Here is a 13,825-nt window from a genome sequence, read left to right on the forward strand (position 1 = left end):
CTTTTCTGCGCTAGGCTCCGGCCATGACGCTTCCGCGCGACTACCGCGGTCAGACCTGCGCCCTCGCCCGCTCCATGGAGGTCGTCGGCGAGCGCTGGACGCTGCTGATCCTGCGCGACGCCTTCTACGGGGTCCGCAGGTTCGGCGAGTTCGCCGCGCATCTGGGGATCCCCCGGGCGGTGCTCACCGACCGGCTCGCCACCCTCACCGAGGCGGGCGTCCTGACGCGCCGCCCCGAGGCGGGCACCGGCCGGCGCGAGGTCTACGGGCTCACGCCCAAGGGGGTCGCCCTCTGGCCGGCCGTCCGCGCGCTCACCGCGTGGGGCGAGGAGTTCTACGCGGCGGAGGGCGGGCCGCGCCGCGTCTTCCTTCACGCGGAGGACGAGGCCCCGCTCACACGGGACGGCTGCTGCACCGGCTGCGGCGCGACCGTCCCCGTCCAGGACGTCCTGGTCGCCCCCGGCCCGGGGCTCGTCCCGTCGGGTCCGGACGACGACCCGGTGACGGCCGCGCTCACCCGGCCGCACCGGCTGCTCACCCCTCTGCCCACCGCCGCGCCCCCGGGGCGCTCCACGAAGGGTTCACCTTGATGAAGATCCTGGTCGTCGGCGCCGGTGCCACCGGTGGCTACTTCGGCGCCTTCCTCGCCCGTGCCGGCGAGGACGTCACGTTCCTGGTCCGTCCGGCCCGGGCGGCGGCGCTGCGCGCGCGGGGCCTGCGGGTCGTGGGCCGGGACGAGGAGTGGAGGGTGGAGCCACGCCTCGTCACGGCCGGCGAGCTGCGCGAGCCGTACGACCTCGTGCTGCTGTCGGTGAAGTCCACCGGCCTCGATGGGGCGATGGAGGACGTCGCGCCGGCCGTCGGACCGGACACGGCCGTCATCCCGCTCCTCAACGGTCTCGCCCACATCGACGCCCTCAACGCCCGTTTCGGCGCACCGGCCGTCCTCGGGGGCGTGGCCAAGGTGGTGACCACCCTCGACGACTCGGGTGACATCCGGCGGCTCGCCCCGTTGGCCCAGCTGGCCTTCGGTGAGCAGGACGGGACGGTCTCCGCGCGCGTGGAGCGGATCCGCAAGGTCCTCGACGGGGCGGGGATCGACGCGCCGGTTCCGGCCGACATCCTCACGGCGATGTGGCACAAGTGGGTGTTCATCACGACGTTCGGCGCGGTGACGAGCCTGATGCGCGGCTCCGTCGGCGACGTGTACGACACGCCGGGCGGCCCGGCCCTCGGCCCGGCGGTGCTCGACGAGGCCGCCGCGGTCGCCGCCGCGGCCGGGCACCCCGTACCGGAGGAGGAGCGGGCGGCGGCGCTGGCCGTGGTGTCCGCGTCGGGTTCGCCGATGGTGCCGTCCCTCTACCGCGACCTGACGGCGGGCCGCCCCACCGAGGTGGAACACCTCTTCGGTGATCTCATCGGCCGGGCCCGCGCCCTCGGCGTCCCGACCCCGCTCCTCGACCTGGCGACCCTGCACCTGCGGGTCCACCAGCGCAGGGTCACCGCCGCGGCCGGGGCCTGACGGAAGGATGCCGTCTCCCCCGTGCGAGGGAGACGGCCCGGCTTCTGGGGCGACGCCCGGCCCCCGGTCCGCTCGGCAGGCTGGGCGGCATGATGCAGCTCAAGGCCCTTCCTGACGTCCCCCGTTGGGCCGTTCTCGCCGCCCACGCCGTCCCCCTGCTCGTCCTGCCGTCCGGGCTCTGGCGAGTCGCCCTGACGTTCGGTGCGCCGGTGGCCCGGGTCGACGACCCCGGCCTCGGTCTGGCCGTCTTCCAGCTCGGCCTGACCGTACTCGCCGAACTCCTCGCCTTCCTGACGCTCGGTCTGGTCCGCGACTGGGGAGAGGTGTTCCCCCGCCGGCTGCCGTTCCTCGGCGGACGCCCGGTCGGCGCCCGGGGAGCGACGATCGCCGCGTTGGCGGGGGCGTTCGGACTGGCCGCCCTCACGTGGTGGTTCGCGTACGTGGTGTACGCGGGCATCGGCCAGGACTCCCCCCGCACCCACACCGAAGGCACGCTCCAGGAGACCCTGTTCCTCGTCTGCTATCTGCCCCTCGTGGCCTGGGCCCCGCTCCTCACCGCGGTGGCGGTCGCCTACCACCGCCGACGCGCGGCCCGCTGACGAGCGCGCCAACCGGCCTCAAGGGGACACCCGGCGGAAGGTCCCGTCAGGGTCGGCCGTTCCGGCGGATGTAGCCGTCGCCGGCGGTCGGCGGGGAGTTGTGGGCGCCGAGGCCGAAGGAGACCTTGTCGGCCCCAGCCCGGCGCACGGCCTCCTGCTCCTGGGGCAGGCCGTCCACCGAGTCCGTGCGGCGGCCGCCCCGGCGGAGCAGGGTGGCGGTCAACAGCGCCCCGACTCCGCCGAGTACGCCGAAGAGAATCAGAAGTGATGTCATGTCTCCCCCGTCGTTTTCCGCAGGGTAACCCGGAGCTCGCGGTCGGCACAGGGCCCTCGCGGGCCCGATGCCGGGACGCGTCACCGCAGCAGCGTCGGTGTCGCGGCGGCGAGTACCGTCGCGATCCGGTCCCAGGTCGCCTGGTCGCGGGGTACGGCGGGCAGGAGCGGGCCCGCGCCCGTGCCCCAGGCGGTGGCCAGGGCCACCGGGTCGGCGCCGGTGACGGCGCCTGCGGCGAGGGCGGCCGCGCCGAGGGCGACGAGTTCCTCGGAGGCCGGGACGACCAGGGGACGCCCCGAGAGCCTGCGGACGGTCTCGGTCCAGGCCCGGCCGCGCGCGCCGCCCCCGATCAGGCGCAGGGGCCGGTCCCGTACGGCGGGCGCCGCCGGGTCGAGGCCGCAGGCGGCGAGGAGTTCGTCGAGGGCGCGCAGCACGGTGAAGGCCGCGCCCTCGTAGGCGGCGCCGAGGACGGCCCGCGGGTCGGTGCCGTGCCGGAGGCCGGTGACGAGTCCGGCGGCGTGGGGGAGGTCGGGGGTGCGTTCGCCGTCGAGGTAGGGCAGGACGACGATTCCGCCGTCGCCGCCGCGTGCGGCGTCCTCCCGGTCGAGACCGAGGAGGGTGGCGAACCGGTCCACGGCGAGCGTGCAGTTGAGGGTGCAGCCGAGCGGGAGGTACGCGCCGTCGGTGGCGGCGAATCCGGCGAGGCCGGGGGCGGCGGGCCGGGCGCGGGTCGCGGCGAAGACGGTGCCGGAGGTGCCCAGGCTCACGACGGGGTGGTCGAGCAGTCCCGCGCCGCCGAGTCCGAGCCCGACGGCGGCGGCCATGTTGTCGCCGGTCCCGGCGGCGACGGCGACCGTGCCGGGGAGGCCGAGGGCGTCGGCGGCGGCCGGGGTGAGGGTGCCGACGCGGGTGGCGCCGGAGGGGGCGACGGCCGGCAGCAGGGCCGGGTCCAGGCCGATGACATCGAGGACGTCCGGGTCGTAGGCGCCCGTGGCCGTGCCGTACCAGCAGGTGCCGGAGGCGTCCCCGGGGTCGGTGACGGCGGTTCCGGAGAGGCGTTCGGTGAGGTGGTCGTGCGGGAGGCGGATCCCGCGCGCGGCCGCGGCGGTCTCCGGCTCGTGCTCGCGCAGCCACTGCCACTTGGCGGCGGTCATGGACGCGACGGGGACGGAACCGGTCCGCTCCAGCCAGGACGGGGGGCCGCCGAGGCGGGTGGCGAGGGCGGCCGCCTGGGGCGCGGAGCGGGTGTCGTTCCAGAGCAGCGCGGGCCGCAGGGGCCGGCCGTCGGCCCCGAGGGTGACGAGGCCGTGCTGCTGGCCGGCGACGGCGATGCCGGTGACGGAGGCCGCCGGGACGCCCGCCTCCCGCACCGCCGCGCGGACGGCCGCGGCCAGGGCGGTCCACCACTCCTCGGGGTCGCTCTCGCGTGCCCCGGCGGTGCCGGTGACGGTGTGCGGGGCGCGGCCGAGGGCGAGGAGCTCGCCGGTGTCGGCGTCGACGGCTGCGGCTTTGGTGGACTGCGTGGAGCTGTCCACGCCGATCACGACGGAGCGGCTCACGGCCATGCCCCCTCCTCTTCCCTCGGTCTTCGGGCTCGACTGCTCGCGGGGTCTGGCGCCGGACCGGCTCCGTCCCGTATTAGTTATCTCAGAAAACAAATCCGGCTGCCAGTAGCAGGGAGACGCCATGACCGACTTCTCACCCACCCCCGAGGACCGCTTCACCTTCGGCCTGTGGACCGTCGGGTGGCAGGGCCGCGACCCCTTCGGCGAGGCCACCCGCCCCGCCCTCGATCCCGTGGAGGCGGTCGAGCGGCTGGCCGCCCTCGGCGCGTACGGCATCACCTTCCACGACGACGACCTGATCCCCTTCGGGTCCGCGGACGCCGAGCGGGACGCGATCGTCAAGCGCTTCCGGGCCGCCCTGGACCGCACCGGGCTCGCGGTGCCCATGGCGACCACGAACCTCTTCGCCCACCCCGTCTTCAAGGACGGCGCCTTCACCGCCAACGACCGGGACGTGCGCCGCTTCGCCCTGCGCAAGACCCTCCGCAACATCGATCTGGCCGTCGAGCTCGGCGCCACCACCTACGTCGCCTGGGGCGGCCGGGAGGGCGCGGAGTCCGGCGCCGCGAAGGACGTCGGGGTGGCGCTGGACCGGATGAAGGAGGCCTTCGACCTGCTCGGCCAGTACGCCACCGAGCAGGGGTATGACCTGCGCTTCGCGATCGAGCCCAAGCCGAACGAGCCGCGCGGCGACATCCTGCTGCCCACGATCGGGCACGCGCTCGCCTTCATCGAGCGCCTGGAGCGCCCCGAGCTCGTCGGCGTGAACCCGGAGACGGGCCACGAGCAGATGGCGGGGCTCAACTTCCCGCACGGCATCGCGCAGGCGCTGTGGGCCGGCAAGCTGTTCCACATCGACCTGAACGGCCAGTCGGGCATCAAGTACGACCAGGACCTCCGCTTCGGGGCGGGCGACCTGCGCCAGGCGTTCTGGCTGGTGGACCTGCTGGAGACGGCCGGTTACGCGGGGCCGCGCCACTTCGACTTCAAGCCGGTGCGCACCGACGGTTTCGACGGCGTCTGGGAGTCCGCGAAGAACTGCATGCGGAACTACCTGATGCTCAAGGAGCGGGCGGCGGCCTTCCGCGCCGACCCGGACGTCGTCGCGGCGCTCGGCGCCTCCCGGCTGCCCGAACTCGCCGTCCCCACGGCCGCCGACGGTCTCGCGGGGCTGCTCGCCGACCCCACGGCGTACGAGACGTTCGACCCGGACGCGGCGGCGGCGCGCTCGATGGCCTTCGAGCGCCTGGACCAGCTGGCCCTGGAGCACCTGCTCGGCGTGCGCTGACCCCCGGGCTCAGCGGCCGGCCAGGGTCGAGCGGCGGACGACCAGTTCCGGCTGGAGCACCACGTGTTCGTGCCGGTGGCCGGCCGCCTGCTCCCCGGTCTCCTCGAGGAGCAGCTCGGCCGCCTTCGCTCCGAGGGTGAACGCCGGCTGCCGTACGGAGGTCAGGGGTACGGTCGCGGCCGCGGCGAACTCGATGTCGTCGTAGCCGACGATCGCCATGTCCTCCGGGACCCGCACCCCCGCCGCGTACAGCGCCTGGAGCACGCCGAGGGCGAGCAGGTCATTGGCGCAGAAGACGGCCGTCGGACGGTCGGCGAGGCCGAGCAGGCGCGCCCCGGCGTCCCGCCCCGAGGCCACGTCGAGGCGCTCGGCCGGGAGTTCACGCAGCGCCGAGGCGGGCAGTCCGGCCTCGGCGAGCGCGAGCAGGGCGCCCTCGCGCCGGTCGCGGATCTGCTGGAGGTGGGCGGGACCGCTGACGTACGCGAAGGAGCGGTGGCCGGTCGCGACGAGGTGCCGGATCGCGAGGGAGCCGCCGGCGACGTCGTCGACGGAGACCGAGCAGCCGGCGTCGTCGCCCGCCACCCGGTCGACGAGCACGGACGGGATGCCGTGGCGGCGGAACGCCCGCAGGTTGGCCCCGCTGGGGTCGGCGGGGGTGACCAGGACGCCCCGGACGCGCTGTTCGGCGAAGAGGGAGAGGTAGTCGGCCTCGTCGGCCGGGTTCTGGTCGCTGTTGCAGACCATGACGCCCAGTCCGGCCGCCCGGGCGGTGCGCTCGGCGCCCCTGGCGATGTCGACGAAGAAGGGGTTGCCCATGTCGAGGACGAGGAGCGCCATGATGCGGCTGCGGCCCGCCCTGAGCTGGCGGGCGGACTCGCTGCGCACATAGCCGAGGCGCGCGATGACCGCCCGGACGTGCCGGCGCGTCGCGGGTGAGACGCGGTCGGGCTGGTTGATCACGTTGGAGACGGTGCCGACGGAGACACCCGCCTCACGCGCCACGTCCTTGATGCCGACGCTCCCGGCACCGCCGACGGCCCCTGGACCGCTGTCGCCGCTCCCGCTCGTCCGTGCGGTGTCCGTCATCCGTCCCACCTGGTCCGTCCTGCCCCTGCCGTCCCGTCCGTACGGGGTCCCGCCCGGCGTTTCATCCTAAGCGGCCGCATGGATCGGCCGGCCCGTCACGCGAGGTGGAAGACCTCGGTCAGCGGCCGCATGGCGGCGTCGGGCGCCCGGCCTTCGAGTTCCTCGAAGAACTCCGCCATCTCGGCCTGCCACCGGGCGTTGACCTCCGCCGCCTCCATCGCGGCGCGGGCCCGGTCGAAGTCGGGGGTCTCCAGGTACCCGACGAGCAGCCCGTCCTCGCGGAGGAAGAGCGAGTAGTTGTGCCAGCCGGCGGCGGAGAGCGCCGCGAGCATGTCGGCCCAGACGTGCCGGTGGCGCGCCCGGTACTCCTCGACGCGCTCGGTCCGCACCTTCAGCAGGAAGCAGACCCGCTGGGTGTCCGTCGTCGGCATCCGACCCCCTGACTGAAATGTTTCATTACGCCTTGCCCGGACGCTAGGACGTCAGCGTCCAGCGGGTCAAGAGCCTTGACGACGCCCCGCGCGATGGCTAGCTTCCCCGGTGACTGAATCGATTCATTACAAGGCTCCGAGGTGGACATGCCCGACATCGCTGCCGTGAAGGCCGCACTCGCCGCCCAGCGGATCGAGACGCCCTCCTGGGGTTACGGGAACTCCGGGACCCGCTTCAAGGTGTTCGCGCAGCCGGGCGTGCCCCGGAACCCGTACGAGAAGCTCGACGACGCGGCGCAGGTCCACGCCCACACCGGCATCGCGCCGAAGGTGTCGCTGCACATCCCGTGGGACCGGGTCGACGACTACGCCGCTCTCGCCGCGTACGCCAAGGAGCGCGGCCTCGAACTGGGCGCCGTCAACTCCAACACCTTCCAGGACGACGCGTACCGGCTGGGGAGCGTCTGCCACCCCGACCCCGCCGTGCGCCGCCGGGCCGTGGACCACCTGCTCGACTGCGTGGACATCATGGACGCGACCGGCTCGGCGGATCTGAAGCTCTGGTTCGCCGACGGCACCAACTACCCCGGGCAGGACGACGTCACCGCCCGGCAGGAGCGGCTCGCCGAGTGCCTGGCCGAGGTGTACGAGCGGCTCGGCGAGGGGCAGCGGATGCTCCTGGAGTACAAGCTCTTCGAGCCCGCCTTCTACGCGACCGACGTACCGGACTGGGGCACCGCCTACGCGCACTGCCTCAGGCTCGGCCCGAAGGCGCGGGTCGTGGTGGACACCGGCCACCACGCGCCGGGCACCAACATCGAGTTCATCGTCGCCCTGCTCCTCCGGGAGGGCAGGCTCGGCGGCTTCGACTTCAACTCCCGCTTCTACGCGGACGACGACCTGATGGCCGGCGCCGCCGACCCCTTCCAGCTCTTCCGGATCATGCACGAGGTCGTCCGGAACGGCGGTCTGGAACCCGCCGCCGGCATCGCCTTCATGCTCGACCAGTGCCACAACGTCGAGGCCAAGGTCCCGGCCGTGATCCGCTCGGTGATGAACGTCCAGGAGGCCACCGCCAAGGCGCTCCTCGTCGACGCCGACGCGCTCGCCGCCGCCCAGCGGGCGGGCGACGTGCTCGCCGCCCACGCCGTCCTCATGGACGCCTACGACACCGACGTACGCCCCCTGCTGCGCACGCTGCGCGAGGAGCAGGGCCTCGACCCCGACCCGGTCGCCGCCTACCTCCGCTCCGGCCGGCAGGAGCGGATCGCCGTCGAACGCGTCGGCGGCGAGCAGGCCGGCTGGGGCGCGTAGCCCCGCCCCGATCCCCCGACGTCCTCCCCCCCTAAGGAACCCCATGGCGACCCCACCCGAAGTCACCGCCCTCATGGACAGGGCGCACCGGCTCGGCTCCGATCCCCGCACCACCAACTACGCGGGCGGCAACGCCTCCGCGAAGGGCACCGTCACCGACCCCGTGACCGGGAGCGAGACCACCCTCCTGTGGGTCAAGGGCTCCGGCGGCGACCTGGGCACCCTCACCGAGGACGGCCTCGCCGTGCTCCGTCTCGACCGGCTGCGCGCGCTCGCCGAGGTCTACCCGGGGGTCGAGCGCGAGGACGAGATGGTCGCGGCCTTCGACCACTGTCTGTACGGCAGGGGCGGCGCGGCCCCGTCCATCGACACCGCCATGCACGGTCTGGTGGACGCGCCCCACGTCGACCATCTGCACCCGGACGCGGGGATAGCGCTCGCCTGTGCCGCCGACGGCGAGAAGCTGACGGCGGACTGCTTCGGCGACGCGGTGGTGTGGGTGCCGTGGCGCCGGCCCGGTTTCCAGCTGGGTCTGGACATCGCCGCCGTGCGGAAGGCCCGTCCCGAGGCGATCGGCTGCGTGCTCGGCGGCCACGGCATCACCGCCTGGGGCGCCACCTCGGAGGAGTGCGAGCGCAACGCGCTGCACATCATCCGCACCGCCGAGTCCTTCCTCGCCGAGCGGGGCGGACCCGAGCCGTTCGGGCCCGTGGTCGAGGGGTACGGCCCCCTGCCCGAGGCCGAGCGCCGGGAGCGGGCGGCCGCGCTCGCCCCGTACGTCCGCGCCCTCGCCTCCCAGGATCAGCCCCAGGTCGGGCACTTCACGGACTCCGCGCCGGTGCTCGACTTCCTCGCCCGCGCCGAACACCCCCGGCTCGCCGCCCTCGGGACCTCCTGCCCCGACCACTTCCTGCGGACCAAGGTCCGGCCGCTGGTCCTGGACCTGCCCGCCGACGCGCCCCTCGACCGGGCGGTCGACCGGCTGCGGGAGCTGCACGCCGCGTACCGCGAGGAGTACGCCGCCTATTACGCCCGCCACGCGACCGAGGACTCCCCCACGATGCGCGGCGCCGATCCGGCGATCGTGCTCGTGCCCGGGGTCGGCATGTTCTCCTTCGGCCGGGACAAGCAGACCGCGCGGGTGGCGGGTGAGTTCTACGTCAACGCGATCCATGTGATGCGGGGCGCGGAGGCGGTCTCCTCGTACGCGCCGATCGAGGAGTCCGAGAAGTTCCGCATCGAGTACTGGGAGCTGGAGGAGGCCAAGCTGCGGCGGCTGCCGAAGCCACGGCCGCTGGCGACCCGGGTGGCGCTCGTGACGGGGGCGGGCAGCGGTATCGGCCGGGCGATCGCGCACCGGCTCGCCGCCGAGGGAGCCTGCGTGGTGGTCGCCGACCTGAACGGGGCGGCCGCCGCGAAGGTGGCGGAGGAACTGGGCGGACCCGACGCGGCGGTGGCCGTCACCGTGGACGTCACGTCGGAGGAGGAGATCGGGGCGGCGTTCCGGGCGGCCGCGCTCGCCTTCGGCGGAGTGGACCTGGTCGTCAACAACGCCGGCATCTCCATCTCCAAGCCGCTTCTGGACACCACGGCCCAGGACTGGGACGTCCAGCACGCGATCATGGCGCGGGGTTCGTTCCTGGTCTCCCGGGAGGCCGCGCGGGTCATGACCGCGCAGGGGCTCGGCGGGGACATCGTGTACATCGCCTCCAAGAACGCGGTCTTCGCGGGCCCGAACAACATCGCCTACTCCGCCACCAAGGCTGACCAGGCGCACCAAGTGCGCCTACTGGCAGCCGAGTTGGGTGAGCACGGCATCCGGGTCAACGGCGTCAACCCGGACGGCGTGGTGCGCGGCTCGGGCATCTTCTCCGGCGGCTGGGGTGCCCAGCGGGCGGCCACGTACGGCATCGAGGAGGACCAGCTGGGCGCGTACTACGCGGGGCGCACGCTGCTCAGGCGGGAGGTGTTGCCGGAGCACGTGGCCAACGCGGTGTTCGCGCTGACCGGCGGCGATCTCAGCCACACGACCGGGTTGCACGTGCCGGTGGACGCGGGCGTCGCCGCGGCCTTCCTGCGGTGAGCCGGCCCCACGGGGCGTTCGCCGCCGCGGACCTCGGCGCCACCAGCGGGCGGGTGATGCTCGGCCGGGTCGGCCGCGACCTGCTCGACCTCACCGAGCTCCACCGCTTCCCCAACACGCCGGTCCCGCTGCCCGACGGCCTGCGCTGGGACGCCCTCGCCCTCTTCCAGGGCATCCTGGACGGCCTGCGCGCGGCCGCCCGCGCCGGCCGCGTCGACTCCGTGGGGGTGGACACCTGGGCGGTGGACTACGGGCTCCTCGACGCCGACGACACGCTGCTCGGCGCGCCGTACCACTACCGGGACCGGCGTACGGAGGGGGTCGCGGAGGCGGTACGGGAGAAGGTCGGCCCGGCCGAGCTGTACCGGATCACCGGCCTCCAGCACCTCCCGTTCAACACGGTCTTCCAGCTGGCCTCGGCCGCCGGAACGGCTCAACTCCGCGCGGCGCGGACTCTGTTGCTCATGCCGGACCTCATGGTCCACTGGCTGACCGGGACGGTCGGCGCCGAGGAGACGAACGCCTCCACGACCGGTCTCTTCGACGTCCGCGCCGGCACGTGGTCCGTGGACCTGCTCGAACGCCTCGCGATCGATCCCGGGCTGCTTCCCCCGCTGCGTGCGCCCGGCGACCCGGCGGGCCGACTTCTGCCCGGCGTCGCCGAGTTCACCGGACTTGACACCGAGACGCCGGTGACCACCGTCGCCTCGCACGACACCGCCTCGGCCGTGGCCGCCGTCCCCGCCACCGCCCCCGACTTCGCGTACATCTCCTGCGGCACCTGGTCGCTCGCGGGTCTGGAGCTGGAGGCCCCGGTCCTCACCGAGGAGTCCCGGGAGGCGAACTTCACGAACGAGCGCGGAATCGACGGCACCGTCCGCTTCCTGCGGAACATCATGGGCCTGTGGCTCCTGGAGGAGTGCCGCCGGACCTGGGAGCGCCAGGGTCTGTCCGTCGGTCTCGACGGACTGCTCGCGGACGCGGCGCGCGCGGAGCCGTTCGCGGCGGTCGTCGACCCGGACGCGCCGGAGTTCCTCACCCCCGGAGACCTGCCGGAACGGATCCGCGCGTACTGCCGGCGCACCGGGCAACCCGCGCCCGGGGCCCCGGGAGCGGTGGTCCGCTGTGTCCTGGAGAGTCTGGCCCTGGCCCATCGGCGCACCGTGCGGCGGGCCGCCGAGCTGGCCGGGCGGGAGGTGGCACGGATCCATCTGGTGGGCGGCGGAGCCCGTAACGCGCTGCTCTGCCAGTGGACGGCGGACGCAACCGGGCTGACCGTCGTCGCGGGGCCCGTGGAGGCCACCGCCCTCGGCAACGTCCTCGTCCAGGCGCGCGCGACCGGTCTCGTGGGCGGCCTCGGTTCGATGCGCCGGCTCGTCGCGCGGACACGGCCCCTGCGACACTACGTACCGCAGGGCGACGGCGCCGCCTGGGACAGGGCCGCCGCCCGGGTCGAGCCGTCCCCGAGGAAGCCGTGATGCGTGTCGCCCTCTTCGTCACCTGCGTCAACGACGCCGTCTTCCCCTCGACGGGCGTGGCCACGGTCCGGCTCCTCGAACGGCTCGGTGTGGAGGTCGACTTCCCGGCGGCGCAGTCCTGCTGCGGTCAGCCGCAGTTCAACACGGGCTACCGCGCGGAGACCGGGCCGCTCGTACGGCGCACGGTCCGGGCCTTCGAGGGGTACGACCACGTCGTCACCCCGTCCGGTTCGTGCGCGGCGATGGTCCGCCACCACTACCCGTCGTTCGGTACGGAGGCCGGGGCGCTGGCCCCGCGCGTGTACGAGCTGACGGAGTTCCTGGTGGACGTGCTCGGCGTGACGGACGTGGGCGCGTACTTCCCGCACCGGGTGACGTACCACCCGTCCTGTCACGGCCTGCGGCTCCTCGGGCTCGGGGCGCGGCCGCGGCGGCTCCTGGAGGCGGTGAAGGGGCTTGAGCTCGTGGAGCTGCCGGGCGCGGAGGAGTGCTGCGGCTTCGGCGGGACGTTCGCGGTGAAGAACCCGGACGTGTCGGCGGCGATGGGCACCGACAAGATCGCGAACGCGCTGTCCACCGGCGCGGAGGTGCTGTGCGGCGCGGACAACTCCTGTCTGCTGCACGTGGGCGGCATGCTGAGACGACGGGAGGCGCCGCTGCGGGCGCTGCACCTGGCGGAGATCCTGGCGAGCACGGAAGAGGAGCCCTGGGCATGAGCGGGACGTTCGTGGGGATGCCAGCGTTCCCGGAGGCGGCGCGGGAGGCCGTTCGCGACGAGCGGCTGCGCGCCAATCTGCGGCACGCCACTCACACCATCCGGGACAAGCGGGCGCGGGCGGTGGCCGAGCTGGACGACTGGGCGGCGCTGCGCGAGGCGGGCAGGCGGATCAAGGACGAGACCCTCCGTCACCTCGACACGCACCTCCTGCGGCTGGAGGAGGCGGTGACGGCGGCGGGCGGCACCGTGCACTGGGCGGCCGACGCGGCGGAGGCGAACCGGATCGTCACCGCGCTCGTGAGGGCGACGGGCGAGACCGAGGTCGTCAAGGTCAAGTCGATGGCCACCCAGGAGATCGGGCTCAACGAGCACCTGGAGGCCGAGGGGATCCGGGCCTACGAGACCGACCTCGCCGAGCTGATCGTGCAGCTCGGCGAGGACCGCCCCTCGCACATCCTGGTCCCGGCGATCCACCGCAACCGGGGCGAGATCCGCGACATCTTCCGCGAGAAGATGGGTAGTTGGGGTCGTCCGGCACCGGAGGGGCTGAGCGACACGCCCGCCGACCTCGCGGAGGCGGCCCGGCTGCACCTCCGGGAGAAGTTCCTGCGGGCCAAGGTCGGGATCTCCGGGGCCAACTTCATGGTCGCCGAGACCGGCACCCTCGTCGTCGTCGAGTCCGAGGGCAACGGCCGCATGTGCCTGACCCTGCCCGAGACCCTCATCTCGGTCGTCGGCATCGAGAAGGTGGTGCCCACCTGGCGGGACCTGGAGGTCTTCCTCCAGACACTGCCCCGCTCCTCGACGGCCGAGCGGATGAACCCGTACACGAGCATGTGGACCGGCACCACCGACTCCGACGGTCCGAGCGCCTTCCACCTGGTCCTCCTCGACAACGGCCGCACCGACGCGCTCGCCGACGAGGTGGGACGGCAGGCACTGCGCTGCATCCGCTGCTCGGCCTGTCTCAACGTCTGCCCGGTGTACGAGCGGGCCGGAGGCCACGCGTACGGCTCGGTCTACCCCGGGCCGATCGGCGCGATCCTCACCCCGCAGCTGCGGGGCACGGCGAGCGAGGTCGACGCCTCGCTGCCGTACGCCTCCTCGCTGTGCGGCGCCTGCTACGAGGTGTGCCCGGTCGCCATCGACATCCCCGAAGTGCTCGTACACCTGCGGGAGAAGGTGGCCGGGGAGGGCGGGAAGGGACATCGCCTGGAGAAGGCCGCGATCAAGGCGTCCACCTGGGTCCTGAACCACCCCGGCGTACTCGCCGCCGGCGAGCGCATCGCGTCGAAGACCCGCGCACTGCACCCGAAGCGCCTGCCCGGCCCCGGAGCCGGCCAGTGGACGGAGAGCCGCGACCTGCCCGAGATGCCCGCCGAACCGTTCCGCGACTGGTGGAAGAAGAACCGCACGTGACCGACTGCCGCCGACGGATCCTCGCGAGGAAGAACCGCGCATGACCGA

At 73.8% G+C, this 13,825-nt stretch carries 13 protein-coding genes; 9 read left to right on the top strand and 4 right to left on the bottom strand.

Annotated features, from left to right (window positions below):
- Positions 1–23 precede the first annotated feature (23 nt).
- From ACZ51I_RS08290 to ACZ51I_RS08300, 3 genes are all read left to right on the top strand, one after another.
- Complete coding sequence (locus ACZ51I_RS08290) at positions 24–590, top strand: winged helix-turn-helix transcriptional regulator (RefSeq protein WP_468872615.1); 567 nt, start codon at positions 24–26, stop codon at positions 588–590.
- Positions 590–1,522 (top strand): ketopantoate reductase family protein, encoded by a 933-nt coding sequence (locus ACZ51I_RS08295; RefSeq protein WP_468872616.1) that lies wholly within the window; start codon positions 590–592, stop codon positions 1,520–1,522. The genes ACZ51I_RS08290 and ACZ51I_RS08295 overlap by 1 nt, the downstream gene beginning before the upstream one ends.
- Before the next feature lie 89 nt (positions 1,523–1,611).
- Positions 1,612–2,121, top strand: a complete 510-nt coding sequence (locus ACZ51I_RS08300) for a hypothetical protein (RefSeq protein WP_468872618.1) — start codon at positions 1,612–1,614, stop codon at positions 2,119–2,121.
- A 46-nt stretch (positions 2,122–2,167) separates the two neighbouring features.
- On the opposite strand, the gene ACZ51I_RS08305 is transcribed toward ACZ51I_RS08300, so the two are convergent.
- Together ACZ51I_RS08305 and xylB are read right to left on the bottom strand one after the other, a co-directional pair.
- Positions 2,168–2,395 (bottom strand): hypothetical protein, encoded by a 228-nt coding sequence (locus ACZ51I_RS08305; protein WP_468872621.1) that lies wholly within the window; start codon positions 2,393–2,395, stop codon positions 2,168–2,170.
- An 80-nt stretch (positions 2,396–2,475) separates the two neighbouring features.
- Positions 2,476–3,960, bottom strand: coding sequence for a xylulokinase (gene xylB, locus ACZ51I_RS08310; protein WP_468872623.1), 1,485 nt, complete (start codon positions 3,958–3,960; stop codon positions 2,476–2,478).
- A gap of 121 nt (positions 3,961–4,081) precedes the next feature.
- Between xylB and xylA the strand changes: the two genes are divergently transcribed.
- Positions 4,082–5,248, top strand: a complete 1,167-nt coding sequence (xylA, locus tag ACZ51I_RS08315) for a xylose isomerase (RefSeq protein WP_468872626.1) — start codon at positions 4,082–4,084, stop codon at positions 5,246–5,248.
- A 9-nt stretch (positions 5,249–5,257) separates the two neighbouring features.
- On the opposite strand, the gene ACZ51I_RS08320 is transcribed toward xylA, so the two are convergent.
- Entirely contained in the window at positions 5,258–6,334 is a 1,077-nt protein-coding gene (locus ACZ51I_RS08320) for a LacI family DNA-binding transcriptional regulator (RefSeq protein WP_468872628.1), read from the bottom strand.
- A 95-nt stretch (positions 6,335–6,429) separates the two neighbouring features.
- On the bottom strand, positions 6,430–6,765 hold the full coding sequence (locus tag ACZ51I_RS08325) for an L-rhamnose mutarotase (RefSeq protein WP_468872630.1): 336 nt from the start codon (positions 6,763–6,765) through the stop codon (positions 6,430–6,432).
- A gap of 147 nt (positions 6,766–6,912) precedes the next feature.
- Here ACZ51I_RS08325 and rhaI point away from each other — a divergent pair, with 147 nt between their 5' ends.
- The 5 genes from rhaI to ACZ51I_RS08350 are packed head-to-tail and all read left to right on the top strand — an operon-like array spanning position 6,913 to position 13,777.
- The gene (gene rhaI, locus ACZ51I_RS08330) at positions 6,913–8,079 is read left to right on the top strand and encodes an L-rhamnose isomerase (protein WP_468872633.1); all 1,167 of its coding nucleotides are present in this window, start codon (positions 6,913–6,915) and stop codon (positions 8,077–8,079) included.
- A 43-nt stretch (positions 8,080–8,122) separates the two neighbouring features.
- Complete coding sequence (locus ACZ51I_RS08335; protein ID WP_468872635.1) at positions 8,123–10,162, top strand: bifunctional aldolase/short-chain dehydrogenase; 2,040 nt, start codon at positions 8,123–8,125, stop codon at positions 10,160–10,162.
- Entirely contained in the window at positions 10,159–11,640 is a 1,482-nt protein-coding gene (locus ACZ51I_RS08340; protein WP_468872637.1) for a rhamnulokinase, read from the top strand. Before ACZ51I_RS08335 ends, ACZ51I_RS08340 begins: the two co-directional genes overlap by 4 nt.
- A complete protein-coding gene (locus ACZ51I_RS08345) occupies positions 11,640–12,356 on the top strand; it encodes a (Fe-S)-binding protein (protein ID WP_468872639.1) in 717 nt (238 codons plus the stop codon). Before ACZ51I_RS08340 ends, ACZ51I_RS08345 begins: the two co-directional genes overlap by 1 nt.
- Entirely contained in the window at positions 12,353–13,777 is a 1,425-nt protein-coding gene (locus ACZ51I_RS08350) for a LutB/LldF family L-lactate oxidation iron-sulfur protein (protein WP_468872642.1), read from the top strand. The genes ACZ51I_RS08345 and ACZ51I_RS08350 overlap by 4 nt, the downstream gene beginning before the upstream one ends.
- Positions 13,778–13,825: the final 48 nt, after the last annotated feature.

It is taken from the genome of Streptomyces sp. NPDC034084, from assembly GCF_055575535.1.

Coding starts and splice junctions, on each gene's coding strand:
- ACZ51I_RS08290 (WP_468872615.1), top strand. CDS start 24: ATGACGCTTCCGCGCGACTACCGCGGTCAGACCTGCGCCCTCGCCCGC.
- ACZ51I_RS08295 (WP_468872616.1), top strand. CDS start 590: ATGAAGATCCTGGTCGTCGGCGCCGGTGCCACCGGTGGCTACTTCGGC.
- ACZ51I_RS08300 (WP_468872618.1), top strand. CDS start 1,612: ATGATGCAGCTCAAGGCCCTTCCTGACGTCCCCCGTTGGGCCGTTCTC.
- ACZ51I_RS08305 (WP_468872621.1), bottom strand. CDS start 2,395: ATGACATCACTTCTGATTCTCTTCGGCGTACTCGGCGGAGTCGGGGCG.
- xylB (WP_468872623.1), bottom strand. CDS start 3,960: ATGGCCGTGAGCCGCTCCGTCGTGATCGGCGTGGACAGCTCCACGCAG.
- xylA (WP_468872626.1), top strand. CDS start 4,082: ATGACCGACTTCTCACCCACCCCCGAGGACCGCTTCACCTTCGGCCTG.
- ACZ51I_RS08320 (WP_468872628.1), bottom strand. CDS start 6,334: ATGACGGACACCGCACGGACGAGCGGGAGCGGCGACAGCGGTCCAGGG.
- ACZ51I_RS08325 (WP_468872630.1), bottom strand. CDS start 6,765: ATGCCGACGACGGACACCCAGCGGGTCTGCTTCCTGCTGAAGGTGCGG.
- rhaI (WP_468872633.1), top strand. CDS start 6,913: ATGCCCGACATCGCTGCCGTGAAGGCCGCACTCGCCGCCCAGCGGATC.
- ACZ51I_RS08335 (WP_468872635.1), top strand. CDS start 8,123: ATGGCGACCCCACCCGAAGTCACCGCCCTCATGGACAGGGCGCACCGG.
- ACZ51I_RS08345 (WP_468872639.1), top strand. CDS start 11,640: ATGCGTGTCGCCCTCTTCGTCACCTGCGTCAACGACGCCGTCTTCCCC.
- ACZ51I_RS08350 (WP_468872642.1), top strand. CDS start 12,353: ATGAGCGGGACGTTCGTGGGGATGCCAGCGTTCCCGGAGGCGGCGCGG.